This is a genomic window from Geodermatophilus sp. URMC 63, assembly GCF_053502565.1.
In genome coordinates this window covers 2,312,332-2,338,705 of record NZ_CP199956.1, presented here as the reverse complement: position 1 = coordinate 2,338,705, position 26,374 = coordinate 2,312,332, and the positions used below count along the sequence as shown (strand labels likewise).

The 26,374-nt window shown below is 75.1% G+C and carries 26 protein-coding genes and 1 tRNA gene; 11 read left to right on the top strand and 16 right to left on the bottom strand.

The annotated features are described in order from the left end of the window. Positions 1-224 precede the first annotated feature (224 nt). From ACWIZO_RS11310 to trxA, 3 genes are all read left to right on the top strand, one after another. Complete coding sequence (locus ACWIZO_RS11310; RefSeq protein WP_448642545.1) at positions 225-782, top strand: AMIN-like domain-containing (lipo)protein; 558 nt, start codon at positions 225-227, stop codon at positions 780-782. A 76-nt stretch (positions 783-858) separates the two neighbouring features. Beyond that, entirely contained in the window at positions 859-1,290 is a 432-nt protein-coding gene (locus ACWIZO_RS11305; protein WP_448642544.1) for a winged helix-turn-helix transcriptional regulator, read from the top strand. Then, on the top strand, positions 1,287-1,622 hold the full coding sequence (trxA, locus tag ACWIZO_RS11300; protein WP_446758753.1) for a thioredoxin: 336 nt from the start codon (positions 1,287-1,289) through the stop codon (positions 1,620-1,622). The genes ACWIZO_RS11305 and trxA overlap by 4 nt, the downstream gene beginning before the upstream one ends. 27 nt (positions 1,623-1,649) lie before the next feature. Here the strand turns inward: trxA and ACWIZO_RS11295 are convergent, their stop codons facing one another. Next, positions 1,650-1,976 (bottom strand): hypothetical protein, encoded by a 327-nt coding sequence (locus ACWIZO_RS11295; RefSeq protein ID WP_448642543.1) that lies wholly within the window; start codon positions 1,974-1,976, stop codon positions 1,650-1,652. Continuing rightward, positions 1,973-2,860, bottom strand: a complete 888-nt coding sequence (gene mca, locus ACWIZO_RS11290) for a mycothiol conjugate amidase Mca (protein ID WP_448642542.1) — start codon at positions 2,858-2,860, stop codon at positions 1,973-1,975. The genes ACWIZO_RS11295 and mca overlap by 4 nt, the downstream gene beginning before the upstream one ends. Before the next feature lie 229 nt (positions 2,861-3,089). Here mca and greA point away from each other — a divergent pair, with 229 nt between their 5' ends. Both greA and ACWIZO_RS11280 read left to right on the top strand, forming a co-directional pair. Beyond that, positions 3,090-3,590, top strand: a complete 501-nt coding sequence (greA, locus tag ACWIZO_RS11285; protein WP_448642541.1) for a transcription elongation factor GreA — start codon at positions 3,090-3,092, stop codon at positions 3,588-3,590. 26 nt (positions 3,591-3,616) lie between these two features. After that, positions 3,617-3,937 (top strand): RNHCP domain-containing protein, encoded by a 321-nt coding sequence (locus ACWIZO_RS11280; protein ID WP_448642540.1) that lies wholly within the window; start codon positions 3,617-3,619, stop codon positions 3,935-3,937. A gap of 15 nt (positions 3,938-3,952) precedes the next feature. On the opposite strand, the gene ACWIZO_RS11275 is transcribed toward ACWIZO_RS11280, so the two are convergent. From ACWIZO_RS11275 to ilvA, 4 genes are all read right to left on the bottom strand, one after another. Then, the gene (locus tag ACWIZO_RS11275; protein ID WP_448642539.1) at positions 3,953-6,019 is read right to left on the bottom strand and encodes a M3 family metallopeptidase; all 2,067 of its coding nucleotides are present in this window, start codon (positions 6,017-6,019) and stop codon (positions 3,953-3,955) included. A 67-nt stretch (positions 6,020-6,086) separates the two neighbouring features. Then, positions 6,087-6,890: an ABC transporter permease gene (locus ACWIZO_RS11270; RefSeq protein ID WP_448642538.1), complete on the bottom strand. Its 804-nt coding sequence runs from the start codon at positions 6,888-6,890 to the stop codon at positions 6,087-6,089. Next, positions 6,887-7,897 (bottom strand): ATP-binding cassette domain-containing protein, encoded by a 1,011-nt coding sequence (locus tag ACWIZO_RS11265; RefSeq protein WP_448642537.1) that lies wholly within the window; start codon positions 7,895-7,897, stop codon positions 6,887-6,889. Before ACWIZO_RS11265 ends, ACWIZO_RS11270 begins: the two co-directional genes overlap by 4 nt. A 136-nt stretch (positions 7,898-8,033) precedes the next feature. Continuing rightward, positions 8,034-9,272: a threonine ammonia-lyase gene (gene ilvA / locus ACWIZO_RS11260; RefSeq protein ID WP_448642536.1), complete on the bottom strand. Its 1,239-nt coding sequence runs from the start codon at positions 9,270-9,272 to the stop codon at positions 8,034-8,036. Between the two features lie 70 nt (positions 9,273-9,342). Between ilvA and ACWIZO_RS11255 the strand changes: the two genes are divergently transcribed. The 3 genes from ACWIZO_RS11255 (at position 9,343) to ACWIZO_RS11245 (ending at position 13,364) form a co-directional block, all read left to right on the top strand. Further along, positions 9,343-10,818 (top strand): sigma 54-interacting transcriptional regulator, encoded by a 1,476-nt coding sequence (locus tag ACWIZO_RS11255; protein WP_448642535.1) that lies wholly within the window; start codon positions 9,343-9,345, stop codon positions 10,816-10,818. 1 nt (position 10,819) lies between these two features. Next, positions 10,820-12,805 carry a VWA domain-containing protein gene (locus ACWIZO_RS11250; protein WP_448642534.1) on the top strand — a complete coding sequence of 662 codons (1,986 nt, stop codon included), beginning with the start codon at positions 10,820-10,822 and terminating at the stop codon, positions 12,803-12,805. Between the two features lie 82 nt (positions 12,806-12,887). Next, a complete protein-coding gene (locus ACWIZO_RS11245; RefSeq protein ID WP_448642533.1) occupies positions 12,888-13,364 on the top strand; it encodes a GNAT family N-acetyltransferase in 477 nt (158 codons plus the stop codon). On the opposite strand, the gene ACWIZO_RS11240 is transcribed toward ACWIZO_RS11245, so the two are convergent. After that, positions 13,330-14,694, bottom strand: a complete 1,365-nt coding sequence (locus ACWIZO_RS11240; protein ID WP_448642532.1) for a DUF2252 domain-containing protein — start codon at positions 14,692-14,694, stop codon at positions 13,330-13,332. The two genes, ACWIZO_RS11245 and ACWIZO_RS11240, sit on opposite strands and share 35 nt — an antisense overlap. A gap of 69 nt (positions 14,695-14,763) precedes the next feature. Here ACWIZO_RS11240 and ACWIZO_RS11235 point away from each other — a divergent pair, with 69 nt between their 5' ends. Beyond that, complete coding sequence (locus tag ACWIZO_RS11235; RefSeq protein ID WP_448642531.1) at positions 14,764-15,774, top strand: SGNH/GDSL hydrolase family protein; 1,011 nt, start codon at positions 14,764-14,766, stop codon at positions 15,772-15,774. A gap of 231 nt (positions 15,775-16,005) precedes the next feature. Further along, positions 16,006-17,226: an acetyl-CoA C-acetyltransferase gene (locus ACWIZO_RS11230; RefSeq protein WP_448642530.1), complete on the top strand. Its 1,221-nt coding sequence runs from the start codon at positions 16,006-16,008 to the stop codon at positions 17,224-17,226. Positions 17,227-17,360: 134 nt separating this feature from the next. On the opposite strand, the gene ACWIZO_RS11225 is transcribed toward ACWIZO_RS11230, so the two are convergent. From ACWIZO_RS11225 to ACWIZO_RS11205, 5 genes are all read right to left on the bottom strand, one after another. Continuing rightward, on the bottom strand, positions 17,361-18,302 hold the full coding sequence (locus ACWIZO_RS11225; RefSeq protein ID WP_448642529.1) for a Bax inhibitor-1/YccA family protein: 942 nt from the start codon (positions 18,300-18,302) through the stop codon (positions 17,361-17,363). A gap of 183 nt (positions 18,303-18,485) precedes the next feature. Beyond that, complete coding sequence (locus tag ACWIZO_RS11220; protein WP_448642528.1) at positions 18,486-19,973, bottom strand: M20/M25/M40 family metallo-hydrolase; 1,488 nt, start codon at positions 19,971-19,973, stop codon at positions 18,486-18,488. 173 nt (positions 19,974-20,146) lie between these two features. Continuing rightward, positions 20,147-20,220 (bottom strand) — tRNA-Leu (locus ACWIZO_RS11215). 35 nt (positions 20,221-20,255) lie between these two features. Next, positions 20,256-21,638 (bottom strand): NAD(P)/FAD-dependent oxidoreductase, encoded by a 1,383-nt coding sequence (locus ACWIZO_RS11210; RefSeq protein ID WP_448642527.1) that lies wholly within the window; start codon positions 21,636-21,638, stop codon positions 20,256-20,258. 80 nt (positions 21,639-21,718) lie between these two features. After that, a complete protein-coding gene (locus tag ACWIZO_RS11205) occupies positions 21,719-22,540 on the bottom strand; it encodes a uracil-DNA glycosylase (RefSeq protein WP_448642526.1) in 822 nt (273 codons plus the stop codon). A gap of 65 nt (positions 22,541-22,605) precedes the next feature. Between ACWIZO_RS11205 and ACWIZO_RS11200 the strand changes: the two genes are divergently transcribed. After that, on the top strand, positions 22,606-22,908 hold the full coding sequence (locus ACWIZO_RS11200; protein ID WP_446758734.1) for a DUF4235 domain-containing protein: 303 nt from the start codon (positions 22,606-22,608) through the stop codon (positions 22,906-22,908). Here ACWIZO_RS11200 and ACWIZO_RS11195 read toward each other — a convergent pair. From ACWIZO_RS11195 to eno, 4 genes are read right to left on the bottom strand one after another with little or no spacing between them, the layout of a single operon-like run. Next, on the bottom strand, positions 22,892-23,863 hold the full coding sequence (locus tag ACWIZO_RS11195; RefSeq protein WP_448642525.1) for a Ppx/GppA phosphatase family protein: 972 nt from the start codon (positions 23,861-23,863) through the stop codon (positions 22,892-22,894). The genes ACWIZO_RS11200 and ACWIZO_RS11195 overlap by 17 nt on opposite strands. Further along, the gene (locus ACWIZO_RS11190) at positions 23,860-24,384 is read right to left on the bottom strand and encodes a DUF501 domain-containing protein (protein WP_448642524.1); all 525 of its coding nucleotides are present in this window, start codon (positions 24,382-24,384) and stop codon (positions 23,860-23,862) included. The genes ACWIZO_RS11195 and ACWIZO_RS11190 overlap by 4 nt, the downstream gene beginning before the upstream one ends. Continuing rightward, on the bottom strand, positions 24,381-24,926 hold the full coding sequence (locus tag ACWIZO_RS11185) for an FtsB family cell division protein (protein WP_448642523.1): 546 nt from the start codon (positions 24,924-24,926) through the stop codon (positions 24,381-24,383). The genes ACWIZO_RS11190 and ACWIZO_RS11185 overlap by 4 nt, the downstream gene beginning before the upstream one ends. Positions 24,927-24,930: 4 nt before the next feature. Further along, entirely contained in the window at positions 24,931-26,211 is a 1,281-nt protein-coding gene (eno, locus tag ACWIZO_RS11180) for a phosphopyruvate hydratase (RefSeq protein ID WP_448642522.1), read from the bottom strand. Positions 26,212-26,374 lie beyond the last annotated feature (163 nt).

The following is a 26,374-nucleotide window of genomic DNA, read 5'->3' as shown; positions in this document are numbered from 1 at the left end:
CGAGAGCGGACACGGCCCGCCCCGGGCGGATGGTGGACGCCCGGGACGACGCGCACGACAGCTGCCACCCCGCATCAGGAGCGACCGTCCGGTCCTCGTCAGGTGTTGCCAGCTGGCGGGCCCGAGGATCGACAGCTGTGGGCGATGCGGGCCATGGTGGCCGCCCGCGCGTCGTCGCACTCTTCCAGCATCCGCAGTCCCCACCACCGATGCTGGAGGATCCCGTGGTCACCACCCGCACCCGCACCGCCGTCGTCCTCGCCGCCACCGCCGCCGTCGTGTCCGCGGCGGCCGCCCCGGCCTCCGCCGCCTCGTCCTGCGCCGTCGTCTGGGGCTCGACCCCGGAGACGGTGCAGGACCGCGGCGGCGGCGTGCTCGACGACGTCCGCGCCGGCCGCCACGACTGCTACGACCGGCTGGTCCTCGACCTGGCCGGGGTCGACGCCGCCGACGTCGGCTACGACGTCCGCTACGTGCCCGCGGTGTACGAGGACGCCTCGGGCCGCCCCGTGCCGCTGCGCGGCGCCGCCGACCTGCAGGTCGTCGTGCACACCCCCGCCCACGACGGGAACGGCGCGGCGACCTACGACCCGGCGGACGACGCCGAGGCCGTGGACGTCACCGGCTACCGCACCTTCCGCCAGGTCGCGTGGGCGCACTCCTTCGAGGGCTCGAGCACCGTCGGGCTCGGCGTCCGCGCCCGGCTCCCCTTCCGGGTCCTCGTCCTGGACGGCCCGGGGGGCGGCTCCCGCGTCACCGTCGACGTGGCGCACGCCTGGTGAGGAACGAGAGCGGGGCCGGCGGGTCGCCGGCCCCGTCCTCTGGACAGCCCTGAGTACAGGGTCCACACTCAGCACCGTGGCTGTGACCGAGGCGCTCTCCCTGTTCGGTGACCGGTGGGTGCTGCTCGTCGTCCGCGAGGCGGCGCTGGGCGTCCGGAGGTTCACCGACCTGCAGCAGACGACCGGCGCCCCGCGCACCGTCCTGGCCGACCGGCTGCGCCGGCTGGTGGCCGCCGGGGTGCTCGAGCAGCGCGAGTACGTGCTGCCGGGGGCCCGGCCGCGGTCCGAGTACGTCCTCACCCCGGCCGGGCGCGACCTGCTCCCGGTCCTGGCGGCCTTCTCCGACTGGGCGGCGCGGCACCTGGCCGACGACCGCCCGCCGGACGTGACCTACCAGCACGCCGGCTGCGGCGGCCACGTGGGCGCGCACCTGGTGTGCGACTGCGGGGCCGAGCTCACCCCGGGCGACCAGCTGGTCGCCTCCGTCCTCCGCGAGGGAGTCCGATGAGCACCACCCTGCCGTCCACCACCGACGCGACGTTCGCCGCCGACGTCCTCGCCAGCGACCTGCCCGTGCTCGTCGACTTCACCGCGTCGTGGTGCGGCCCCTGCCGCATGGTGACGCCGGTCCTCGAGCAGCTGGCCGCCGCCGAGCGCGACCGCCTGCGCGTCGTGCAGCTCGACGTCGACGCCAACCCGGAGGTCACCCGCGCGTACGCCGTCCTGGGCATGCCGACGATGAGCCTGTTCCGGGACGGCGAGGTCGTGACGACCATCGTCGGTGCCCGGCCGCGGGCGGCGATCGACCGGGCCCTCGAGCCGCACCTCGCGGCGCGCTGACCGGTGCGCCGGACGGACCTGCCCGCGTCAGCGCGCCGGCGGGTCGGTCCGGTCGTCGCGCCTGGGGCCCTCGATGGCGCGCGGCGCCTGCCGCAGCGTGTCGAGCAGGTCCTGGCCGGGCCGCCGGGGCGGGTCGACGAGCTCGGCCGGGGTGTCGGGGACGACGACCGTCGGCTCGTCGTCGGGGTCGAAGCTGCGCGGCAGCCTCTTCAGGTGCCCGGTCATCGACCTGACCAGCAGCGCCACGGCGACCAGCAGCACCAGGAGGAGGAACAGGCCCAGCGGGCCGGACTTGCCGACGTCCTCGGGCAGCTCCTGCTCGGCGAGGACGGCGCCCAGGGCGATGGCGGTCACGGGACCGGCACCTCGCTGCGGATGCCGGCGAACAGGTCGTCCTCCGGCGGGGTCGAGTCGACCAGCGAGCGGGCCAGCTCGTAGTCCTCGGTGGGCCACACCCGCTGCTGCAGGTCCATCGGGCAGGCGAACCAGCGGCCCTGGGGGTCGATCTGGGTGGCGTGCGCGATGAGCGCGGCGTCGCGGACCGGGAAGTACTCCGCGCAGGGCACCCGGGTGGTGACCCGGTGGCTCATGTCGCGCGCCGGGTCCCAGGTGGCCAGCCACTCCGCGTAGGGCGACTCGGCGCCGGTCTCGAGCATGGCCTCGTGCAGCGCCCGCGTGCGAGTCAGCGTGAAACCCATGTGGTAGTAGAGCTTGCTCGGCTGCCAGGGCTCCCCGAGGTCGGGGTAGCGCTCCGGGTCACCGGCCGCCTCGAAGGCGAGCACGGACACGTCGTGGGTCTTGACGTGGTCGGGGTGCGGATAGCCGCCCCGCTCGTCGTAGGTGAGCACGACGTGCGGGCGGAAGCGGCGGATGAGCGCCACCAGCGGCGCGGCCGCCTCCTCGGTGGGCACCAGCGCGAAGCAGCCCACGGGCAGCGGCGGCAGCGGGTCGCCCTCGGGCAGGCCGGAGTCGACGAAGCCGAGGAACTCCTGCTCGACGCCGAGGATCTCGCGCGCCTGGGCCATCTCCTCGGCGCGCAGCTGCGGCAGGCGCTCCCAGACCTCCGGGCGGTCGAGCGCCGGGTTGAGCACCGAGCCGCGCTCGCCGCCGGTGCACGTCGCCACCATCACCTGGACGCCCTCGGCGACGTACTTCGCCATCGTCGCCGCACCCTTGCTCGACTCGTCGTCGGGGTGGGCGTGCACGGCGAGCAGGCGCAACGGGTCCGCTTCGGTCACCGGACCAGTGTCCCCCGGCCGGGCCCGGGCACGCCGCGGACCCCGCCCTCCGGAGGGCTGGGTGTGCTGCGCGTCACTGTGCGGTCGGACACCTCCGACCGCCTCTGCCGGGCCCCGATCCGGGTGCGCCGGGTCCGTGCAGGGGCCCCACGGCCGGTGTTAGCTTGGCCGGATCGACGTCGTCGCCTCCTGGCCGGGAGGCGGCCCCCGAGCTGCAGGAGTCCCCCGCGTGACCACCCCCACTGAGAACGAGCAGGGCATCTGGCTGACCCAGGAGGCCCACGACCGGCTCAAGGCCGAGCTCGACCAGTTGGTGGCCGGACGGCCGGCCATGGCCGCCGAGATCAACGCCCGCCGCGAGGAGGGCGACCTCAAGGAGAACGGCGGCTACCACGCCGCCAAGGAGGAGCAGGGCAAGCAGGAGCACCGGATCCGGCAGCTCACCGACCTGCTCCGCAAGGCGCACGTGGGCGAGCCGCCGACGACGGCGACCACCGCCGAGCTCGGCACCGTGATCACCATCCGGTTCCAGGGCGACGACGAGACCGAGAAGTTCCTGCTCGGCTCGCGCGAGATCGCCGGCACCACCGACCTGGCCGTCTACTCCCCCGAGTCGGCGATGGGCGCGGCGATCCTCGGCGCGGAGCCGGGCACGTCGGTCACCTACCGGACGCCGAACGGCCGCGACATCACCGTCGAGGTCGTCGCCGTCGAGCCGTTCGTCCCCTGACCCGGGCCCCGCGCCCCGCCCTCGGCATGCCCCGCTCCCGGCGGGCGGAGAACACCGGCTTCGTCTGCGTGCACTGCGCCGCCGACGTCCCGGCGAACACCGACGGGCACTACCGCAACCACTGCCCGCGGTGCCTGTGGTCGCTGCACGTCGACGACCTGCCCGGCGACCGCGCCAGCGACTGCCGGGCGCCCATGGAGCCGATCGGGCTGGTCGAGAAGTCGGGCAAGGGCTGGCAGGTGGTGCACCGCTGCACGGCGTGCGGCCACCGCCAGCCCAACCGGCTCGTCCGCGACGGCGACGCCCCCGACGACCTCGACCTGGTGCTGGGACTCCCCTGGCTGTAGGCCTCACCCCGACGATCACGACGAGGTGGGGAGCAGCCCCCTCCGCCTGAGCAGCGGCGTCGGGTCGGCGTCGCGGCCGCGGACGGCGCGGAAGGCCTCCAGCGGGTCCACCGACCCGCCGCGGGACAGCAGCCGGTCCCGGAAGACGTCGCCGTTCTCCCGACGCAGCCCGCCGCGCTCCTTGAACCACTCCACGGTGTCGGCGTCGAGGACCTCCGACCAGATGTAGGAGTAGTAGCCGGCCGCGTAGCCACCGGCGAACACGTGCTGGAAGTACGTTGTCCGGTAGCGCGGCGGCACCAGGTCGGAGGCGACGCCGGCGTCGGCCAGCGCCCGGCGCTCGAACTCGGCGGGGTCGCCGACCTCGGTCTCAGGGGTGATCCGGTGCCAGGCCTGGTCGAGCAGGGTCGCGGCCAGGTACTCCACGGTCGCGAACCCCTCGCCCCACAGCGACGCGGCGTCGATCGCCTCGACGACGGCGGCCGGAAGCGGCTCCCCGGTCTCCACGTGCCGCGCGTAGTGCGCCAGGACCTCCGGCCACAGCGCCCACACCTCGTTGACCTGGCTGGGGAACTCGACGAAGTCCCGCGGCACCGCGGTGCCGGCGAAGCGCGGGTAGGTGACCGCCGAGCTCAGCCCGTGCAGCGCGTGGCCGAACTCGTGGAACAGGGTGTTGACCTCGTCGAGGGTCAGCAGCGTCGGCCGGCCCTCCGGGGCGCGGGCCACGTTGAGGTTGTTGACGACGACCGGCCGGGTGCCCAGCAGCCGCGACTGGGGGACGAACGAGCTCATCCACGCCCCGCCCCGCTTGCCCTCGCGAGCGGTGAAGTCGCCGAGGTAGAGGCCGACCGCCTCGCCGTCGGGCCCGCTGACCTCCCAGACGCGGACGTCGGGGTGGTAGCCGGCCAGGTCCGGGCGCGGGGTGAAGCGGTAGCCGTAGAGGAGCTCTGCGGCCCGGAAGACGCCGTCGACCAGGACGCGGTCGAGCTCGAACCACGACCGCAGCGCCGTGGTGTCCACCGAGTACCGCTCGGCGCGCACGCGCTCGCTGTAGAACGCCCAGTCCCAGGCGGCCAGCTCGGTCACGCCGTCGCGGGCGGCCAGCTCGGCCAGCACCTCGGCCTCGGCCCGGGCGTTGGCCGTCGCCGGGCCGACCATCGAGGCGAGCATCGCGTCGACGGCGGCAGTGCTGCCGGCGGTCTGGTCGGCGAGCACCAGGTCGGCGTGGGTGGCGAAGCCGAGCAGCCGCGCGCGCTCGGCCCGGGCGCGGGCGATGCGCGCGGCGACCGGCCCGTTGTCGTGCTCCCCGGACGACGCCCGGCCCACCGACGCCTCGAACACGCGGCGCCGCAGCTCCCGGTCCCGCAGCTTGGCCAGCACCGGCTGACCGGTGGGCAGGAGCAGCGGCAGGAGGTACCCGTCGAGGCCGCGGTCGGCGGCGGCGCGGGCCGCGGCGGCGACCTCCTCCTCGGAGAGCCCGTCGAGCTCGGCGGCGTCGGCGACCCGGACGGCGGCGGCCTCGGTGGCCAGTTGCAGGTTCTGCCCGAACCGGGTCGACAGCTCCGAGAGCTCCCGGTTCAGCTCCGACAGGCGGGCCCGCCCGTCCTCGTCGAGGCGCGCGCCGGCCAGCACCCGGTCGAGGTGGTGGCGCTCGACCAGCCGGACCGCCTCCGCGTCGAGGCCGCAGGTGTGGCGGGCCTCGTGGACGGCGTCGACCCGGGCGAACAGCGCCGGGTCGAGCCGCAGCAGGTCGGCGTGCGCGGCCTCCAGCGGCGCGAGCTCCCGCTCGATCTCGCGCAGCCGCGGGCTCGACAGCGACGACGAGAGGTTGCCGAACACCGCCTCGGCCCGCGCCAGCAGCCGGCCGGAGCGCTCCAGCGCCACGATCGTGTTCTCGAAGGTCGGCGCCTGCGCCGACCCGGTGATCCCCGCGACCTCGGCCCGCTGCTCGGCCATCCCGGCGAGCACCGCCTCGCGGCAGTCCTCCAGGGAGATGTCGGCGAACGGCGGCAGCCGGAAGGGCAGGGGCGACTCGGCGAGGAGGGGGTTGGACGCGGCAGGGGCGGGGTCGGCGGCGCTCATCACGTCCCATCCTGCGCCCCCGCCGCGCCGGCCCTCCCGGAGGCCTCCGGCTCGACCCGTCCCGGCCTCAGCGGCTGGCGGTCCGCCGGTAGATCCGGACCGACAGCGGCACGAAGACCGCCAGCAGCAGCACCGACCAGATCACCGTGTACAGCACCGGGTGCTGCAGCGACCACGCGTCGGAGGTCTCCAGCACCGGCGCCGTGTTGCCGAACAGCTGCCGGGCGGCCTGCACGACCGCCGACACCGGGTTCCAGTCGGCGATCACCTTGAGCAGCGTCGGGAAGTTGTTCGTCGGCACGAACGTGTTGGCGATGAAGGTCAGCGGGAAGATCACGATGAAGCTGGCCTGCTGCACCACCTCCGGGGTCCGCACGAGCAGCCCCACGGTGGCCATCAGCCAGCTCATGGCGTAGGCGAACAGCAGCAGCAGGGCGAAACCGGCCAGGGCCTCGAGCGCCGAGGAGTGGATCCGCCAGCCCACGATCAGCCCGGTCACGCTCATGACCACGATGGACAGCGCGTTGAGCGCCAGGTCGGCGACCGTCCGGCCGACCAGGACCGCCGAGGACGCCATCGGCAGCGAGCGGAAGCGGTCGATCAGGCCCTTCTGCAGGTCCTCGGCGAGGCCGGCCCCGGTGATCGTGCTCCCGAAGACGATCGTCTGGGCGAAGATCCCCGGCAGCAGGAACTCGGCGTAGCTGATGCCCTGGATGGGGACGGCGCTGCCGAAGACGTAGCGGAACAGCAGCACGAACATGATCGGCGACAGCGTCGCGAAGACGATGAGCTCCGGGACCCGCCGGACCTTGACCAGGTTGCGGCGGGTGATCGTGAGGCCGTCCTCGACGGCGACGGACAGCGCGCTCATCGGGCACTCCCTGCGGTCTGGGCCGGCACGCGCCCGGCGGCCGGCGCGGCGGTGTCGCCGGCGCCGTCCTCCGCCGCGTGGCCGGTGAGGGTGAGGAACACGTCGTCGAGGTCGGGCCGGCGCAGCCCGACGTCGAGCACCTCCACGTCGCTCGCGGCCAGCAGCCGCAGCGCCTCGGCGAGGGCGTCGGTACCCCCGCGCACCGGCACGCTCAGCCGGCGGGTCTGCTCGTCGACCTGCGGGTCGCCGGCCGCCAGGGGCGCGAGCAGGGCGGCGGTGCCGACCAGGTCGCCGACGTGGCCGACGGTGAGCTCCAGCCGCTGGCCGCCGACCTGCGCCTTGAGCTCGTCGGCGGTGCCGCGGGCGATGACCCGGCCGTGGTCGATGACCACCATCCGGTCGGCCAGCCGGTCGGCCTCCTCGAGGTACTGCGTGGTCAGCAGGATCGTCGCCCCGCCGCCGGCGAGGTCGGCGATGAACTCCCACATGCCCAGCCGGCTGCGCGGGTCGAGCCCGGTGGTCGGCTCGTCGAGGAACAGCACCCGCGGGCGGGCGATCAGCGAGGCGGCGATGTCGAGGCGCCGGCGCATGCCGCCCGAGTACGTCTTCGCCGGCCGCGTGGCGGCGTCGGTCAGGTCGAAGCGCTCGAGCAGCTCGCCGGCCCGCGCCCGCGCCTCCCGCTTGCCCAGCCGGTACAGCCGGCCGACCATCTCGAGGTTCTCGAAGCCGGTGAGGTACTCGTCGACCGCGGCGTACTGGCCGGTCAGCCCGATGAGCGAGCGCACCCGGCCGGGCTCGCGGACGACGTCGACGCCGGCCACCTCGGCGCGGCCGCCGTCGGGCACCAGCAGCGTGCTCAGGATGCGGACGACCGTCGTCTTCCCCGCGCCGTTGGGCCCAAGCAGCCCGAGGACGCTGCCCTCCGGGACGGTCAGGTCGACACCGGCGAGCGCGGTGTTGGCGCCGAAGCGCTTCTGCAGTCCCTCGACGAGGATGGCGTCGCTCATGAGGGCAACGGTAGGTGTGGGCACCGACGCTCCGAGAGCCCGCCGTGCCGGCGGTGTACCAGGTCCATGCCCTACCGACCGCGGCAGCGCGCCGAACTCATCGCCGGCCCCGGACGACCCCCTCGCGCGGGGTCCTTCACCCGGCGGTGACCTCGTAGCCGGCGTGGTCGAGCGCGGCGAGGACCTCCCCGGCGTGGGCGGGCCCGCGTGTCTCCAGGACGACGAAGACCTCCACCTCCCCGAGCCCCAGGCGGGTGGCGGTGCGCTCGTGCTCGACCTCCAGCACGTTCGCGCCGACGTCGGCCAGCGCCGCGAGGACCGCCGCCAGCGAGCCCGGACGGTCGGGCACGCGCAGCCGCAGCCGCAGGTAGCGGCCGGCCGCGGCCATGCCGTGCTGCACCACCTTGAGCATGAGCACCGGGTCGATGTTGCCGCCGGAGACCACCGCCACCACCGGCGGCGCGAACGCGGCCGGGTCGGCCAGCACCGCGGCGACCGCCGCGGCCCCCGCCGGCTCGACGACGAGCTTGGCGCGCTCCAGGCAGAACAGCAGCGCCCGGGAGAGGTCCTCCTCGCTCACCGTGCGCACCTCGTCGACCAAATCCCGGACGTGGGCGAGGGTGAGCTCCCCGGGCGCCCCGACCGCGATGCCGTCGGCCATCGTCGTCATCCCGGCCAGCGGCACCGGCCGCCCCGCGGCCAGCGACCCCGGGAACGCGGCGGCCGCCTCGGCCTGCACCGCCACCACCCGCACGTCGGGCCGGCGGTCCTTCACCGCCGCCGCGATGCCCGAGACCAGCCCGCCGCCGCCGGTGCAGACGGCGACCGTGGCGACGTCCGGGCACTGCTCGAGGACCTCCAGCCCGACCGTCCCCTGCCCGGCGATGACGTCCGGGTGGTCGAACGGGTGGATGAACACCGCACCGGTCCGCTCGGCGTGCTCGACGGCGGCGGCCAGCGCCTCGGTGAGCGTGTGCCCGGTCAGCCGCGCCTCCGCGCCGTAGCCGCGGGTGGCGGCCACCTTGGGCAGCGGCGCGCTCTCCGGCATGAACACCGTCGCCCGCACGCCGACCATGCGGGCGGCCAGGGCGACCCCCTGCGCGTGGTTGCCCGCGCTCGCCGCCACGACACCGCGCGCCCGCTCGTCGGCCGACAGCCGGGCCAGCCGCGTGTAGGCCCCGCGGAACTTGAACGAGCCGGTCCGCTGCAGGTTCTCGCACTTGAGCCAGACCGGCCCCCCGACCCGCTCGGCGAGGGCCCGGGAGTGCTCCAGCGGCGTCCGCCGCACGACCCCCTCGAGCAGCGCCGCCGCCGCGGCGACGTCGGCCCCGCCGACCAGCGGGGTTCCGCCCCCCTCCCCCGCGGTCACGGCCATGCCGGGATCCTCGCAGGGGAGGACGGCGAACGGCGCCCGCACCGTCGGCAGCCGTCGTACCGTGTCGGGGGTGACGGACAGCGCCTCCCCAGGGGCCCCAGCGCAGACCCCACCCGCACCCACGACCCTCGGCGAGCTCCGCGCCGGCGGAGCCGCCTTCCGGCCGGTCAAGGCCGAGATCCGCGCCAACCTGCTCGCCCGCCTCGGCGCGGGCCAGCCCACCCTGCCCGGCATCGTCGGCTTCGAGGACACCGTCGTGCCCGAGGTCGAGCGGGCGCTCATCGCCGGCCACGACCTCGTCCTGCTGGGCGAGCGCGGCCAGGGCAAGACCCGCCTCATCCGCACCCTCGTCGGCCTGCTCGACGAGTGGACCCCGGTGCTGGCCGGCAGCGAACTCAACGAGCACCCGCTGGCACCGATCAGCGTGTGGGCGCACCGCCAGATCGCCGAGCACGGCGACGACACCCCGGTCGGCTGGCTGCACCGCAGCGAGCGCTACGGGGAGAAGCTGGCCACCCCCGACACCAGCGTCGGCGACCTCATCGGCGACGTCGACCCGATCAAGGTGGCCGAGGGCCGCACGCTGGGCGACCCCGAGACCGTCCACTACGGCCTGGTGCCCCGCACCAACCGCGGCATCTTCAGCGTCAACGAGCTGCCCGACCTCGCCGAGCGCATCCAGGTCGCGCTGCTCAACGTGCTGGAGGAGCGCGACATCCAGATCCGCGGCTACCGGGTGCGGCTGCCGCTGGACCTGCTGCTCGTGGCCAGCGCCAACCCCGAGGACTACACCAACCGCGGGCGGATCATCACCCCGCTCAAGGACCGCTTCGGCGCCGAGGTGCGCACCCACTACCCGATCGAGCTGGCCGACGAGGTCCGCCTGCTGCGCCAGGAGGCGCACACGTCGTGGCTGGGCGGGCCGAGCCGGCACGACGCCTTCGACGCGCCCGTCGTCCCCGAGCACCTGCTGGAGATCGTCGCCCGCTTCACCCGGCTGGTGCGCGAGTCCAGCCACGTCGACCAGCGCTCCGGCGTCAGCGCCCGGTTCGCCATCGCGGGGCTGGAGACCGTGGCCGCCTCCGCCGTCCGCCGGGCCGCCGTCGCCGGGGAGACCCGGCCGGTCGCCCGCGTGGTCGACCTGCCGGGGATCGTCCCGGCCAGCCGCGGCAAGGTCGAGTTCGCCGACGCCGGCAGCGACCCGGACGACGAGCGCGAGCTCGAGGTGCTCGAGCACCTGCTGCGGCAGGCCACCGCGCAGACCTTCCGCGCCCGCTGCGGCGGCCTGGACCTGACCGGCCTGCAGGAGCACTTCACCGGCGGGGAGACGGTCGAGTCCGGTGAGCTGGTGCCCGGCGCGGCGCTGCTCGGCCAGCTCGGCACCATCCCGAAGCTCGCCGAGCTGCTGGGCCGCCTCGGCGTCCCCGAGGGCGAGGAGTCGGCCGAGCAGGCCGCCGCCGCCGTCGAGTTCGCCCTCGAGGGCCTCTACCTCACCCGCCGGCTGGCCAAGGACACCGACGGCACCCGCACGGTGTACGGGGCCTGAGGTGACGCGCCGGCCCGGGAGGGGCTACCGGTACGGACGCTGGCGGGGCGGGCCCGACCCGCTGGCCCCGCCCTACGACCTGGGCAGCGCCGTCGACGAGATCGGCGACTCGGTGCTCGGCGGCAGCGGGGTCCGCGAGGCGCTGCGCGAGCTGCTGCGCCGCGGCATGGACGGCCGCCGCGGCCTCGACGAGCTGCGCCGGTCGGTCCGCGACCGGCTGCGGCAGGCCCGCACCGCCGGCCGGATGGACGGCACCCTGCAGGAGGTCCGCGAGCTGCTGGACCGGGCGCTGGAGGCCGAGCGCCGGGAGCTGTTCCCCGACCCGGACGACGCCGCCCGCCTGGCCGAGGCCGAGCTCGACGCGCTGCCGCAGGACACCGCGGGCGCCGTCCGCGCGCTCAAGGACTACCCGTTCCGCTCGGCGGAGGCGCAGCAGGCCTACGACCAGATCCAGGACCTGCTGCGCCGGGAGGTGCTCGACAGCTCCTTCGCCAACATGAAGCAGGCGCTGCAGAACGCCACCGAGGGCGACATGCAGGCGGTCAAGGACATGGTCGCCGACCTCTCCCAGCTGCTCGACGCGCACAACCGCGGCGAGGACACCGACGAGCAGTTCCGCGAGTTCATGGACAAGCACGGGCAGTTCTTCCCCGACGACCCGCAGTCGGTCGACGAGCTGGTCGACTCCCTCGCCCGCCGGGCCGCGGCGCAGGAGCGGATGATGGCCGGCCTGTCGCCGGAGCAACGCGCGGAGCTGGCCGACCTGATGGCGCAGACCATGTCCGACCTGGGGCTGGCCAGCGAGATGGCGCACCTGCAGGACGCGCTGCGCCAGGCCCGCCCGGACCTGCCGTGGGGGCAGCGCGGCCAGGTGCCCGACGGCGAGCAGTCCCTCGGCCTGGGTGACGCCACCAGCGCCGTCGCGGAGCTGGCCGACCTCGAGGCGCTGTCCAACCAGCTCTCGCAGGGCTACGCCGGCGCCTCGCTGGCCGACGTCGACGAGGAGCTGCTGGAGCAGGCACTGGGCCGGGAGGCGGTCGACGACCTCGCCGCGCTGCGCCAGATGGAGCGCGAGCTGGAGCGGCAGGGCTACCTCAACCGCTCCGACGGCAAGCTCGAGCTCTCGCCCAAGGCGGTCCGCCGGCTCGGCGCCACCGCGCTGCGGCGGGTGTTCGCGAAGCTCGACGCCACCGGCCGCGGCGAGCACGACGTCGCCGACGCCGGGTCGGCCGGGGAGCTCACCGGCAGCTCGCGGGAGTGGCAGTTCGGCGACGAGCAGCCGCTCGACGTCGTCCGCACGGTCCGCAACGCGGTGCTGCGCACCGCCGGCGACCCGCGGGGGGACGGCGAGCGGCGGGTGCGCATCGCCGTCGAGGACTTCGAGGTCGTCGAGACCGAGCGGCGCACCGGGGCCGCCGTCGCGCTGCTGGTCGACCTGTCCTACTCGATGGCGCTGCGCGGCACGTGGGGCGCGGCCAAGTCGACGGCGATGGCGCTGCACTCCCTGGTGACCACGCGGTTCCCGCAGGACGCGATCCAGATCATCGGGTTCTCCTCCACCGCGCAGGTGCTCAAGCCCGAGACGCTCGCCGAGCTCTCCGTGGACACGCTGCAGGGCACCAACCTGCAGCACGGGCTGATGCTGGCCCGCCGGTTCCTGGCCCGGCACCGCGACGCCGAGCCGGTGGTCCTGGTGGTCACCGACGGCGAGCCGACGGCGCACCTGGAGGAGGACGGCACGCCGTACTTCTGCTGGCCGCCGATGCCCGAGACGATCGCCAAGACCGTCGCCGAGGTCGAGCGGGTGGCCCGGTCGGGCGCGACGCTCAACGTGTTCGCGCTCGACCCCGAGCCCGGGCTGGTGCACTTCGTCCACGACATCACGGCGCGCGCCGGCGGGCGGGTGTTCACCCCCGACAGCGAGCGGCTGGGCGAGTACGTCGTCGCCGACTACCTGCGCACCCGCCGGGGCCGACGGGCCCGCTGAAGGACCCTCCTGCCCCCCACACCTCGCAGGACCGGTGCGGGCCCCTGCGGGAGGGCCACCTCGACGGGAGGAGACCGTGACGATGACCGCCGACGCCCGGACCACGGTGACCGTCGCGCAGGTCCCGGTCGACGTCGTCCTGCCGCTGCGCAGCGCGGTGCTGCGCGGCGGCGGGCCGGCGGGCATGCCCGGCGACGACGACCCGGCCACCGTGCACCTGGCCGCGCGCACCGCCGACGGCGCGGTGGCCGGCGTCGTCCGGCTCTCCCCCGCCCCGTGCCCGTGGCGGCCCGACGCCCGGGCGCCGTGGCAGCTGCGCGGCATGGCCACCGACCCCGCGGTGCGCGGCTCGGGCGCCGGCCGGGCGCTGGTCGAGGCCTCGCGGGCGCTGGTCGCCGCGCGCGGCGGCGACCTGCTCTGGTGCGACGCCCGGGTGGGCGCCGTCGGCTTCTACGAGCGGATGGGGTTCACCGTGGTGACCGGCGAGTACGACAAGCCGGGCATCGGCCCCCACCGCGGCATGCTCAGCGACGTCCCGGGTGCGACCCGCTCGAGCTGATCCCGGGGATCCGGCCCGCGCGGAAGGCGTCGACGAAGAGCCGGTGGTCCTCCTGGGTCCGGCGGGCGTAGGAGTGCGCGAAGTCGACCAGGTCGGCGACGAACTCCTCGCGGCGGCCGCCGATCATCCCGACGATCGCCTCCTCGGTCTGGAAGTCGACGAGCGTGTGGTCGCTGTCGACGTCGCCCACGCAGTGCACCTTCGCCGTCGCCCGGCCCAGCTGGGCCAGCACCGGCGCCATCTCGTCGGGCTCGGTGAGGTCGTCCCAGTCCAGGTCGACCTCGTAGGGCGACAGCTCCTGGACGACGAAGCCGACGCCGGCGATCTCGGTGTGGCCCAGGAACTGCGAGGCGTTGGCCTGCAGCGCCCGCTGGCTGACCGCCGTCCGGTGCCCGTGGTGCTCGAACCAGCTCCCGAGCCGGGGGTCGCGGACGATCCGGCTGGGCGCGGCCACGTTGCCCTGCTTGAGCGAGAGGACGACGTCGTTCTCCAGCGCCTGGTCGTAGCCCTCGAGCAGCACGTTGTAGGCGGGGAGCCCGGCGCTGCCGATGCCGAAACCGCCGGTGCCGATGACGTCCTTGACGTCGTAGGCGACGTCGCGGCGGCGCACCGGCGGCACCACCGTCCCCCGCCAGCGCTCCAGCGCGGCGAGCACCGTCCGCCGCTCGGCGTCGTCCAGCCGGCGGACGCGCCCGCCGTCGGCGAAGCGCCGCTCGTAGTCCTCGACGACGGTCATCCGGTCCAGCAGCGACCCCCGGGTGCGCGTGGTCGTCTCGAGGATGGCCTCCCGGACGGCGCCCTCGGTGCTGGCCGCGGTGAGGGCGAACGAGCGGTCCTCGTCGGAGCGCGTGAAGGCCTCGACCTGGTCGAGGTAGGCCCGCAGGTAGGTGCCCAGCAGGTCGCCGATGACGTCGTCACCCAGGGCCTTGCTCCACGCCAGCAGCGCGAAGCTGGCGACGAAGCGGCGCAGGTCCCAGCTGACGTGACCGACGTAGGCCTCGTCGAAGTCGTTGACGTCGAAGACGATCCGCCCGGCGCCGTCCATGTAGGTGCCGAAGTTCTCCGCGTGCAGGTCGCCCTGGATCCAGACGCGGCTGGTCCGCTCGTCGCACCAGCGGTCCTCGAGGGCGTCCATGTCGGCGTAGAAGAGGCAGGCGCTGCCGCGGTAGAAGGCGAACGGGTCGGCGGCCATCTTGCGGAACTTGGTGCGGAAGGCGTCGGCGTCGGCGGCCATCAGCTCGGAGAAGGCGTCGACCAGGACGTCGACGATCACCCCCGGCCGGTCACCTGCAGTTCCCTCGGAGGACACCCGTCGGGGGGATTCGGACACGGGGGGCACCGTAGAGGCTCGATAGCCTGCGGGACAGACGGTTGCGAGGCGCGACGATCGGGGTCGGCGGTGACACGAGCGGGCACGGCACGGCGGTGGGCGGCCGGTGCCGCCTACGGGGGCGGCGGGGCCGGGCTGGCCGGTGCCGGGCTGTTCGGGGTGCTGCGGCTGCAGGCCCGGGCGGCCCGCCGCAGGGTCGAGGCGCGCACCTCCAAGCAGGACCCGCCCTCCGGTGACGGCGTCTACGGCCGCCGGCGCGGCAAGCCCCTGGTGTTCACCGTCCTCGGCGACTCCAGCGCCGTCGGCCTGGGCGTCGACCGCGCCTCGGAGACCCCCGGCGCGCTGCTGGCCGCCGCGCTGGCCGAGCTGGCCGAGCGGCCCGTGCGGCTGCGCCGCCTCGCCGTCTCGGGCGCGGAGTCCTGCGAGCTGGACCCGCAGGTCGACCGGGCCCTGGCCGAGCACCCCGACGTCGTCCTGATCATGATCGGCGCCAACGACGTCACCACCCGCACCCGGCCGTCGGTCTCGGTGCGCCACCTCGGCGACGCCGTCCGGAGGCTGCGGGAGGCCGGCGCGCAGGTCGTCGTCGGCACCTGCCCCGACCTCGGCACGGTCCGCCCGATCGGGCAGCCGCTGCGGCTGCTCGCCCGGCGGTGGAGCCGGCAGCTGGCCGCGGCGCAGACGATCGCCGTGGTCGAGGCCGGGGGGCGCACGGTCTCCCTGGGCTCGGTGCTCGGCCCCAGCTTCGCGCAGGACCGCACGCTGTTCAGCGTGGACGAGTTCCACCCCAGTGCGGCCGGCTACGCCTCGGCGGCCGCGGTGATCCTGCCCGCGCTCGCCGACGCGGTCGGCGTCTGGCCCGCCCACGCCGAGGGCCGCCGGCGGCGCCGGGGCGCCGTCCGCCCCGTCGCCCGGGCCGCGGCACGCGCGGCCGGCCGGCCGGGCACCGAGGTCCGCGCCACCGAGGTCCGCGGCTCGCAGACCGGCCCGCTGGGCACCTGGGCGCGGCTGCTGCGCCGCCGCCCGAGCGAGCTGCCGACCCCCGACCCGGCCCCCGTCCCCGAGGTGCCGGTCGGCTGAGGGCGGACCCCGCGGCGGGCCCTGCGGCGGGGGACCTGCCGCGAGGGCCGTCCCCGCACGTCACCGGCCGGGGACGGGACCCGGAGGGTGGCCGCGGTCGGCGTGAGCCGCGCCACACCCGGAGAACCGAACGGGGTTCTAGCGGTCTCCGGCCGGCTACCCGGGGGTAGTTTCCCGGGTGACCCGACGCCCGGCACCCCCGGCCGGGCCCCCCTCATCGTGGAGGACCCCATGCCCGAAGCAGTCATCGTCGCGACCGCGCGCTCGCCCATCGGGCGGGCGTTCAAGGGGTCGCTGAAGGACCTCCGCCCCGACGACCTGGCCGCCACCATCGTGCGGGCCGCACTCGACAAGGTGCCCGCGCTGGACCCGGCCGACATCGACGACCTGATCCTCGGCTGCGGCCTGCCCGGCGGCGAGCAGGGCCACAACATGGGCCGCGTGGTCAGCGTGCTGCTCGGCATGGACCACCTGCCCGGCGCCACGATCACCCGCTACTGCTCCTCCTCGCTGCAGACCACCCGCATGGCCATGCACGCCATCCGGGCCGGGGAGGGCGACGTGTTCATCTCTGCGGGCGTGGAGATGGTGTCGCGGTTCGTGAAGGGCAACAGCGACTCGCTGCCCGACACCCAGAACCCGGCCTTCGCCGACGCGCAGACCCGGGTGGCCAAGACCGCCGAGAGCGGCGCGGACACGTGGACCGACCCGCGGGAGAACGGCGAGATCCCGGACGTCTACATCGCCATGGGCCAGACCGCGGAGAACCTGGCGCTGCTCAAGGACGTCTCCCGGCAGGACATGGACGAGTTCGCCGTCCGCAGCCAGAACCTGGCGGAGAAGGCACTCGCCGAGGGCTTCTGGGAGCGGGAGATCACCCCGGTCACCACGCCCGACGGCACCGTCGTCAGCAGGGACGACAGCCCGCGCGCCGGCACCACGCTGGAGGGCATCTCCGGCCTCAAGCCGGTGTTCCGCCCCGACGGCCGGGTGACCGCCGGCAACGCCTGCCCGCTCAACGACGGCGCCGCCGCGGTGGTGGTCATGAGCGACACCAAGGCCCGCGAGCTCGGCCTCACCCCGCTGGCGCGGATCGTCTCCACCGCGGTGACCGGCCTGTCGCCGGAGATCATGGGCTACGGGCCGGTCGACGCCTCGGAGCTGGCCCTGCAGCGGGCGGGGATGACGATCGGCGACATCGACCTCGTCGAGATCAACGAGGCGTTCGCCGCACAGGTCATCCCGAGCTACCGCGACCTGGGCATCGACGTCGACAAGCTGAACGTGCACGGCGGCGCCATCGCCGTCGGCCACCCGTTCGGCATGACCGGCGCCCGCATCACCGGCACGCTGATCAACGGCCTGCAGACCAGGGACGCGACGATGGGCCTGGAGACCATGTGCGTCGGTGGCGGCATGGGCATGGCGATGGTGCTCGAGCGCCTCTCCTGAAGCCCCCGACGATCACGGCGCCGTGACCGCCCACCGGGGTCCCGGCGCCGTGATCGCGGTGTACCCGGCCCCGGAACGGCCAGTGGCCCGGCCCCCCGCGAGGGGGACCGGGCCACTGTTCCGTGGTGCGGGTCCTAGTTGTCCTGGAAGTAGGACAGCAGCCGCAGGATCTCCAGGTACAGCCAGACGACCGTGACCAGCAGGCCGAAGGCGATGTACCAGGCGAACTTGGCCGGGGCGCCGCGGCGGATGGCCTCGTCGGCCATGTCGAAGTCGAGCAGCAGCGAGAAGGCCGCCACACCGATCACGACGAGGCTGAACACGATGGCCAGCGGGCCGCCGTCACGCAGGCCCAGACCGCCGGGGACGAAGAAGCCGACCACCAGGTTGACCAGCACCAGGGCCAGGACGCCGAACAGCGCGCCCACGACCCAGCGGGTCAGCTTCGGGGTGACCCGGATGGCGCCGGTCTTGTAGACCACCAGCATCCCGGCGAAGACACCGAAGGTGCCGATCACCGCCTGGACGACGATCCCGGGGTAGATGCTGTTGAAGGCCTCGCTGATGGCGCCGAGCGCGACACCGTAGAGCGCGCCGTAGGCGAGGGTGGCCGCCGGGTTGGCGATCTGCTTGAAGCTGATCACCAGGCCCAGGACGAAGGCCACGAGCACCGCGGGCAGCGCCAGGCCCCACGCGGCCTGGCCGGGCAGCGCCCAGACCACGGCCGCCGCGAGGACGGTGACGAGGAACGACAGGCCCGTCTTCTGGACGACGTCGTCCATCGTCATGTAACGGGTGGCCGGCGGGCTGTAGGGCGAGCCGGCGTAGGGCGCGGCCGCGCCGTACTGGTCCTGCGGGGCGCCGTGGGGCTGGCCGTACTGCTGGCCGTACTGCTGGCCGTACTGCTGGCCGTAGCCCGGGGCGGCGTAGCCCTGCTGGCCGTACTGCTGGCCGTACTGCTGGCCGTAGCCCGGAGCGCCGTAGCCCTGCTGACCGTACGGCTGGCCGTACTGCTGGCCACCGCCGGACGCGGCGTTGGCGAAGCCCCGGCCGAAGACGGGGTTGTGGCTGGGCATCGTCATCTCCTCGAGGTGACTGGTCGGTCCGTGGGCTGCGTCCTCGCAACCCACCCGGTCCTTACAACGCAGCAGGTGGCCTGCGCGTTCCGCGCGGGGCGCGCCACCCCGTCGGGTGACCGGAGACGCCGGGGGCGCGGCACCGTGCGGTGCCGCGCCCCCGGGTGGTGCCGGGTGGCGCGCTCAGGAACCGGCGCCGGGCTCCCCGACCGCCAGCGTGAAGGCGGCGTAGGCGATGGCGTCGGCGTTGAGGTCGAGGACCCCCTGGTCCAGGTTGCTGATGTCGTCGCAGGCCTGGTGGTAGCACGGGTCGTAGGCCTCGCCGGCCACCCCGCCGTACACGGCTGCCTGCTCCTCGGTCTTCACGCCCTCGGCCCCGGTGAACAGGCCACCGCTGGGGACGCCGGCGTCGGCGAAGGCCTGGTAGTCGCTGCGCCCGTCGAACTCGGTGTCCTCCGCCGCGAGGCCCCGGTCGGTGTAGAACGTCCGGAACAGCTGCTCGAGCGCCGCCGACTCGTCGGTCACGTACCCCTCGGGGGCCTCGAACGTCGAGCCGTCGCCGTCGTAGACGAAGCGGACGTAGTTCGGCGAGCCGACCATGTCGAAGTTCAGGTAGGCCGAGATCCGGTCGATCTCCTCCTGCGGGAGGCCCTCGACGTAGTGGGTGGACCCGAGCAGACCCGACTCCTCCGCACCCCACCACGAGAAGCGCAGCGTGGCCTCCGGCTGCACCTCCCGCAGGTTCTCGGCCACCTCGAGGATCGCCGCGCTCCCGCTGCCGTTGTCGTTGATGCCCGGGCCCTCGGGGACCGAGTCGAGGTGGGCGCCCAGCTGGACGACCTCGTCGGTGCGACCGGGCAGCTCGGCGATGACGTTCTCGGTCTCCCGCGTGCCGGTCTCGGCCTCGACGGTGAAGGTGACCTCGGTGCCGGGGGCGGTCAGCTCCTGGCCGACGGCGAAGGACACCCCGATGGTCGGCAGCGCGGCCGGGTCGGTGAGGGTGCCGGCGATGACGCCCTCGTTCTCGGGGGTGCCCCGGTTGACCACGACGACGCCGGCCGCCCCGGCCGCGTCGGCGTTGGCGACCTTCACGGCGAAGGTGCACGTCCCGCGCTGGACGAGGGCGATGCCGCCCTCGGGGAACCCGGTGAAGTCCTCCGCCTCGCACCCGCTGGTGCTGGTGTCGGTGGGGGCCAGCGGGTCGCCGAGGTCGACGGGGACGACGGTGCCGGCGGCGGTCCCGACCGCGGAGTACTCGACGGTCGCGAAGTCCGTCCCCGCCACGTAGTCCCGGGGCTCGGGCGCGGTGCGGCTGAAGGTCTCCCCGGTCAGCTCGAAGAAGTCGAAGCTGAAGGGCTGGCGGGTCACCTCGTAGCCGGCCTGCTCGAGGCGCTGCTGCACGTAGTCGGCCGAGGCGGTGAAGCCGGGGGTGCCCGAGGCGCGGGTGCCCCCGTTGGCGTCGGCGACGTCCTGCAGCGCCTTCAGGTGCTCGTTGACGCCCTCGACCGTGACGCACTCGAGCAGCTCGTCGACCGTGTTGTTGGTGCGGTGCTCGCACCCGTCGGACGCGGTGGCCGGCAGCGCGGTGACCACGCCGCCGGCCAGCGCCAGTGCACCGGCGGTACCGGCCACGGCGATGCGGGACCGGCGGCGTGGATGGAACTGGCTCATGGACTTCCCCCTCGGACTCGGGTGGGCCTCGTCGCCCACCCGCCGCCAGCCTGTCAAGGAGCTCACAGGGGACGTCAAGTCCTGGACATCCCCGCGCCGGTGCGGTATAGCAGCGCACGACGTCCTGGTCAGGGGCGTGCCGGCGCCGGTGAGGTCAGCCCACGGCGACACGGTGCCCCCGGTGGGGTTCGAACCCACACTGTGACCCTTTTAAGGGGCCTGCCTCTGCCGGTTGGGCCACGGGGGCGCACCGCCGCGGGCCCGACGGCCCCGGCGGGGTGGTCAGCGGGCCTGGGCGCGGTCGGCCTCCATCGGCGCCGGCATCTGCCGGGTGCCGCCGCTGCTCGCGGCCGTGACGAACTCCCGCCGCGGGTCCTGCAGCTGGCCCAGGGCGATGACCTCGCGGCGGAACACCGAGGCCAGCGTCCAGTCGGCGACCACCCGCGCCTTGCGGTTGAACGTCGGCACGCGGCTGACGTGGTACGTGCGGTGCATGAACCAGGCCGGCCAGCCCTTGAGCTTGACGCCGTAGACCTGCGCGACCCCCTTGTGCAGGCCGAGGCTGGCCACCGACCCGGCGTACTCGTGCCGGTAGGCCCGTGGCTCCTGGCCGGAGAGGACCGCGACGATGTTGTCGGCCAGCTGCTTGGCCTGGCGGACGGCGTGCTGCGCGTTGGGCGCCGTGGTCGCGCCGGGCTGGTCCTTGGTGATGTCGGGGACGGCGGCGAGGTCACCGGCGGCCCAGGCGTCCTCCGTGCCGCTGACCTGCAACGTCGGCTCGCACCGCACCCGGCCGCGCTCGTCGAGGGGCAGGTCGCTGGCGGCCAGCAGCGGGTTGGGCTTGGTGCCCGCCGTCCACACGAGGGTCTCGCTGGCGAACTCGTCGCCGTCGCTGAGCCGGACCACGCCGTCGTCGGACACCGACTCCAGCCGGGTGTTGAGCCGCACGTCCATGCCCCGGGCGGTGAGCTGCTTGACCGTCCAGGCGGCCATGTCGAGGTCGACCTCGGGCAGGATCCGCCCGGTCGCCTCGACCAGCACCCAGCGCATGTCACCGGCCGACAGCCGCGGGTAGTAGTGCTCGACGGCGTAGCGGGCCATGTCCTCGATCTCGGCGAAGGCCTCGATGCCGGCGTAGCCGCCGCCGACGAAGGTGAACGTCAGGGCGCGGGTGCGGACGGTGGGGTCGTCGGTGGAGGCCGCGGCGTCGAGCCGGGCGAGGACGTGGTTGCGCAGATAGATGGCCTCACCGACGGTCTTGAAGCCGATGCCGTGCTCGGCCAGGCCCGGGATGGGCAGCGTGCGCGCCACCGAGCCCGCGGCCATGACCAGGACGTCGTAGGAGAGCTCGTACGGGGCGCCCTCGGCGGGGACGATCCGCGCCCGCCGCTCGGCGTGCGACAGCGACGTGACCGCCCCGGTGACCACCCGGCAGCGGTTCAGTGTGCGCCGCAGCGGGACGACGACGTGCCGCGGCTCCACCGAGCCGGCCGCTGCCTCGGGCAGGAACGGCTGGTAGGTCATGTGCGGCTGGGGATCGACGACGACGACCTCCGCCCGCCCGCGGGACAGCTTCTTCTGCAGCCGCAGCGCGGTGTAGAGGCCGACGTAGCCACCGCCGACCACGAGCACCACCGGACGGGACCCAGGACCCGGTCGAGACATGGGGCCAGCCTAGGGGCCCGGGCCCCCGCCGACAGGGTGACCGGAGCCCGGCCGTCACCGGCCCGCGGCCGGTCCCGCGGTCACCCGGTGCCGGCGATCCGCGTGGCCCGGGCGAGGACGGCGTCGAGCATCGGCTCGGTCAGCCGGCCCGTGAAGGTGTTCTGCTGGCTGACGTGGTAGCTGCCGAGCACCGTCAGCTCCCCGCGCGGCCCGGTCAGCGTCACCTCGGCGCCGTGGCCGAACGCCGGGCGCGGCCGGGGCAGCGCGTAGCCGGCGCCGGCGAGCACCGGCCACAGCGCCGTCCAGCCGAAGCCGCCGAGGACGACGACCACCCGCAGGTCCGGCAGCAGCGCCAGCTCGCGCGCCAGCCACGGGTTGCAGGTGTCGCGCTCGACGGGGGTGGGGGCGTTGTCCGGCGGCGCGCAGCGGACCGCCGCGGCGACCCGCACGCCGGTCAGCTCCAGGCCGTCGCCGACGTGCGTGGACGTCGGCTGGCTGGCCAGCCCCGCCCGCCACAGCGCGGCGAAGATCCAGTCGCCGCTGCGGTCGCCGGTGAACACCCGCCCGGTGCGGTTCCCGCCGTGCGCGGCCGGCGCCAGCCCGACGACGGCGATCCGGGCGTCGGCCGGGCCCAGGCCGGGCACCGGGCGCCCCCAGTAGTCCTGGTCGCGGAAGGAGGCCCGCTTGACGCGGGCCACCTCCTCGCGCCAGGCCACCAGCCGCGGGCAGGCGCGGCAGCCCGACACCCGGGCGTCGAGGACGGCGAGGTCGCGGGCGGCGCGGGCGGACCGGGCGACCCCGGCGGGGGTCCGAACGGCCCGATGCAGGGGCCCGCGACGAGCTTGCGAGTCGTGGGGGGCATCGAGGTCCTTTGGCGGGAACCCGTCGGCGTCGACTGCCACACCGCCCAGTGGACCACCCCGGCCGGGTGGCGCACGGCCGGGGTCGGGACGGCATGATCGGCCCCATGGCCCGCAAGGAGCGCAAGGAGAAGGCGCCGCTGACCTGGAAGCTGCTCGGCTCGGGGCTCGCGATCCCCACCGGGATCGCCGCCCGCAAGCTGACCGACGCGGCCTGGTACGCCGCCCGCGGCACCAACCCGCCGAAGAACCCGGCGGCGCCCGGGGTCACCTGGCCGGAGGCGCTGGCCTGGGCCGCCTTCTCCGGGGTCGTGGTGGCCGCCGGCCGGCTGGTGGCCGCCCGCGGCGCCGCGGCCGCCTACCAGTCGCTGACCGGCAAGCTGCCCCCCGGCCTCAACGAGGGTCCCTGACCCCTTCCCCCCGGGCGAGCCGGAGGGCGATGCCGTCGAGGATGTCGTGCTCGCTGACGACGACCTCGTCGAGGGCGAACGCGTCCATCACCGCCCGCAGCACCAGGGCGCCGGCGCCGATGACGTCGACCCGGCCGGGGTGCATGACCGGGTACGCGGCGCGCCGCTCGCGGGTGGCGGTGAGCAGCCCGGCGGTGACCGAGCGGACGGCGCCGACCGGGATCCGGGAGCCGTGGATGGCCTCGGGGTCGTAGGCCGGCAGCTGCAGGGCCAGCGCGGCGACGGTGGTCACCGAGCCGGCCAGCCCGACCAGCGTGGCCGCCTCCCCCACCGGCACCGCCCCGGCGACCTCGGCCAGCGCGGCGCGGACGTCGGCCTCGGCGCGCTGGATCTCGTCGGCGGTCGGCGGGTCGCCGTGCAGGTGGCGCTCGGTCAGCCGCACGCAGCCGACGTCCACCGAGCGGGCCGCGCGCACCCCGCCGGCGTCGCCGAGCACGAACTCCGTCGACCCGCCGCCGATGTCGACCACCAGGTAGGGCGGGCGGGGCGGCGGCCCGCCGTGTGCGGCGGCCGCGGCGTCGAGGGAGGCGGTCGCTCCCAGGTAGGACAGCCGGGCCTCCTCGTCGCCGGGGACGACGTCGGGCGGCTGGCCGAGGGTCGCCTGCACCATCGCCTCGAAGTCGGCCCGGTTGGCCGCGTCGCGGGTGGCGCTGGTGGCCACCATCCGCACCGCGGTGGCGCCGAGGTCGCGGGCCTGGGCGGCGTACTCGGCGAGCACGACCCGGGTCCGCTCGATCGCCTCGGGCGCCAGCCGGCCGGTGGCGTCGACGCCCTGCCCGAGCCGGACGACCTCCATGCGGCGCAGCAGGTCGGTGTGCGCGCCCTCCGACGGGACGTCGGCGACCAGCAGGCGGATGGAGTTGGTGCCGCAGTCCACGGCGGCCACCCGGGTCACGGACGCTCCCCCTCGGGTAGCGCGCACGGGCCGCCGGCCCACCACTGCCCCATCTCGGCCACCGCGCGGTCCCCGACCGGGTTGACGCCCACTCCGGCGGCCAGGGCGTGCCCGGCCAGGGCGTGCAGGCACTTGACCCGGTCGGGCATGCCGCCGGCGGTGGCACGGGTGGGCAGCTCGCCGAGGGCGTCGCGCTCGGCCAGGTAGGCCTCGTGCGCGGCCCGGTGGCCCTCGGCGAGCGCGGCGTCGGTGCCCAGGTCGTCCTGCCACTCGCGCATCCGGCCGGCGGACTCCAGCCGGCTGGCGGCCGCGGACGCGCGCGGGCAGGTCAGGTAGTACAGCGTCGGGAACGGGGTGCCGTCCTCCAGCCGCGGGGAGGTCTGCACGACGTCGGGCTGGCCGCAGGGGCAGCGGTGCGCCACCGCCCGCACCGCCCGCGGCGGGCGGCCGAGCTGGCGGGCGACGAGCTCGCGCTCCTCGGGCGTGATCGGCTCGCGCACCCGCTCCCCAGGGGCGGTCACTCCCCCGCTCCGGCGTCGTCGGCCTCGGCGACCGACCCGAGCAGCTCGTCGTACCAGGGCTGCGCGGTGTCGGGGACCTCGGGCAGCGTGCCGGCGTCGCCCTCGGCGGCCTCGCCGTCGACCACCACGACCAGCCGGTCACCGGGCAGCACGTAGGCCAGCCGCTCCCGGGCCTGACGGGCGGTCCAGGCCGGGTCGGCCTGACGCTCGAGCTGGGCCTGCAGGTCGGCGATCTGCTGGTCGTAGGCGGTGCCCTCGGCAGCGAGCCGGGTGAGCTCCGCGCGGCCCTCCAGCCACTGGCGGAACGGCCCGGCCAGGGTCAGCAGCAGGAGCAGCACCAGGCCCACCAGCAGCACGGCGCGCCCGGTGAACAGCGGCCGGCGGGCCGCGGTCGCCCGCGGCGCCGGCCGCGGGGTGCGCCGGCCGGGCCGGGCCGCGGGGCGGTTGCCCGCGCCCGAGCGGGTGCCGGCCGGCACCGGCCGGGAGGCCGCGTGCGAGAGCGGCCGGCCGGTGGATCGCCGCCGGCCGGTGCCCACGCTCACCGGGTCAGCGGGCCTGCAGGCGCGGGAAGGCCGCGGCGCCGGCGTAGCGCGCGGCGTCGTCGAGCTCCTCCTCGATGCGCAGCAGCTGGTTGTACTTCGCGACGCGCTCGCTGCGCGCCGGGGCACCGGTCTTGATCTGCCCGCAGTCGGTGGCGACGGCGAGGTCGGCGATCGTGGTGTCCTCGGTCTCGCCCGAGCGGTGGCTCATCATGCAGCGGTAGCCACTGCGGTGGGCCAGGCCGACGGCGTCGAGGGTCTCGGTGAGGGTGCCGATCTGGTTGACCTTGACCAGCAGCGCGTTGGCGGCGCGGCGCTCGATGCCGTCGGCCAGGCGCGCGGGGTTGGTGACGAACAGGTCGTCGCCGACCAGCTGCACGCGGTCGCCGAGGGCTGCGGTCAGCGCGATCCAGCCGTCCCAGTCCTCCTCCGACAGCGGGTCCTCGATCGAGACGATCGGGTAGGCGTCGACCAGCGAGCGGTAGTAGTCGGTGAGGTACTCGGCCGAGCGGGTCTGCCCCTCGAAGTCGTAGCCGCCGTCGGAGTGGAACTCGGTGGCGGCGACGTCGAGGGCGAAGGCGACGTCGGTACCGACGGAGTAGCCGGCCTTCTCCACGGCCTCGGCGATGAGGTCGAGCGCGTCGCGGTTGCTGGGCAGGTCGGGGGCGAAGCCGCCCTCGTCGCCCAGGCCGGTGGACAGCCCGCGGCCCTTGAGCACCGACTTCAGCGCGTGGTAGCTCTCCGCGCCCACGGCCAGCGCCTCGGCGAAGGTCGCCGCGCCGATCGGGGCGATCATGAACTCCTGGACGTCGACGTTGCTGTCGGCGTGGGCGCCGCCGTTGAGGATGTTCAGCATCGGCACCGGCAGCAGGTGCGCCGAGGGGCCGCCGACGTAGCGGAACAGCGGCAGGCCGGTGGACTCCGCGGCCGCCCGGGCGACGGCGAGGCTCACGCCGAGCAGGGCGTTGGCACCCAGCCGGGACTTGTCGGGGGTGCCGTCGAGGTCGAGCAGCCGCTGGTCGACCAGCCGCTGCTCGGTGGCCTCGTAGCCGACCAGCTCGGGGCCGATGACGTCGAGGACGCCGTCGACGGCCTTGGTCACGCCCTTGCCGCCGTAGCGCTCACCACCGTCGCGCAGCTCCACCGCCTCGAAGGCGCCGGTGGAGGCGCCGCTGGGGACCGCCGCGCGGGCGATCGTCCCGTCGTCGAGGGCGACCTCGACCTCCACGGTGGGGTTCCCGCGCGAGTCCAGGATCTCCCGCGCGCCTACGGCATCGATGCTGGGCACGGGGAGCAGCCTAGCCAGACCGGCCGTGATGCTCGCGCGACCGCGCCACGTGGTCCGGGAACTCCTGTGACGGAGCGCTCACGGAGCGGCCCCGTCGGGGCCGCTCCGGCGGTAACCTCCCCGTGGCGGGCGTCTCCCCACGTCTGCGCCGTCGGAGGACCCG

Coding starts and splice junctions, on each gene's coding strand:
- trxA (WP_446758753.1), top strand. CDS start 1,287: ATGAGCACCACCCTGCCGTCCACCACCGACGCGACGTTCGCCGCCGAC.
- ACWIZO_RS11280 (WP_448642540.1), top strand. CDS start 3,617: ATGCCCCGCTCCCGGCGGGCGGAGAACACCGGCTTCGTCTGCGTGCAC.
- ACWIZO_RS11275 (WP_448642539.1), bottom strand. CDS start 6,019: ATGAGCGCCGCCGACCCCGCCCCTGCCGCGTCCAACCCCCTCCTCGCC.
- ACWIZO_RS11270 (WP_448642538.1), bottom strand. CDS start 6,890: ATGAGCGCGCTGTCCGTCGCCGTCGAGGACGGCCTCACGATCACCCGC.
- ACWIZO_RS11265 (WP_448642537.1), bottom strand. CDS start 7,897: ATGAGCGACGCCATCCTCGTCGAGGGACTGCAGAAGCGCTTCGGCGCC.
- ilvA (WP_448642536.1), bottom strand. CDS start 9,272: ATGGCCGTGACCGCGGGGGAGGGGGGCGGAACCCCGCTGGTCGGCGGG.
- ACWIZO_RS11245 (WP_448642533.1), top strand. CDS start 12,888: ATGACCGCCGACGCCCGGACCACGGTGACCGTCGCGCAGGTCCCGGTC.
- ACWIZO_RS11230 (WP_448642530.1), top strand. CDS start 16,006: ATGCCCGAAGCAGTCATCGTCGCGACCGCGCGCTCGCCCATCGGGCGG.
- ACWIZO_RS11225 (WP_448642529.1), bottom strand. CDS start 18,302: ATGCCCAGCCACAACCCCGTCTTCGGCCGGGGCTTCGCCAACGCCGCG.
- ACWIZO_RS11220 (WP_448642528.1), bottom strand. CDS start 19,973: ATGAGCCAGTTCCATCCACGCCGCCGGTCCCGCATCGCCGTGGCCGGT.
- ACWIZO_RS11210 (WP_448642527.1), bottom strand. CDS start 21,638: ATGTCTCGACCGGGTCCTGGGTCCCGTCCGGTGGTGCTCGTGGTCGGC.
- ACWIZO_RS11200 (WP_446758734.1), top strand. CDS start 22,606: ATGGCCCGCAAGGAGCGCAAGGAGAAGGCGCCGCTGACCTGGAAGCTG.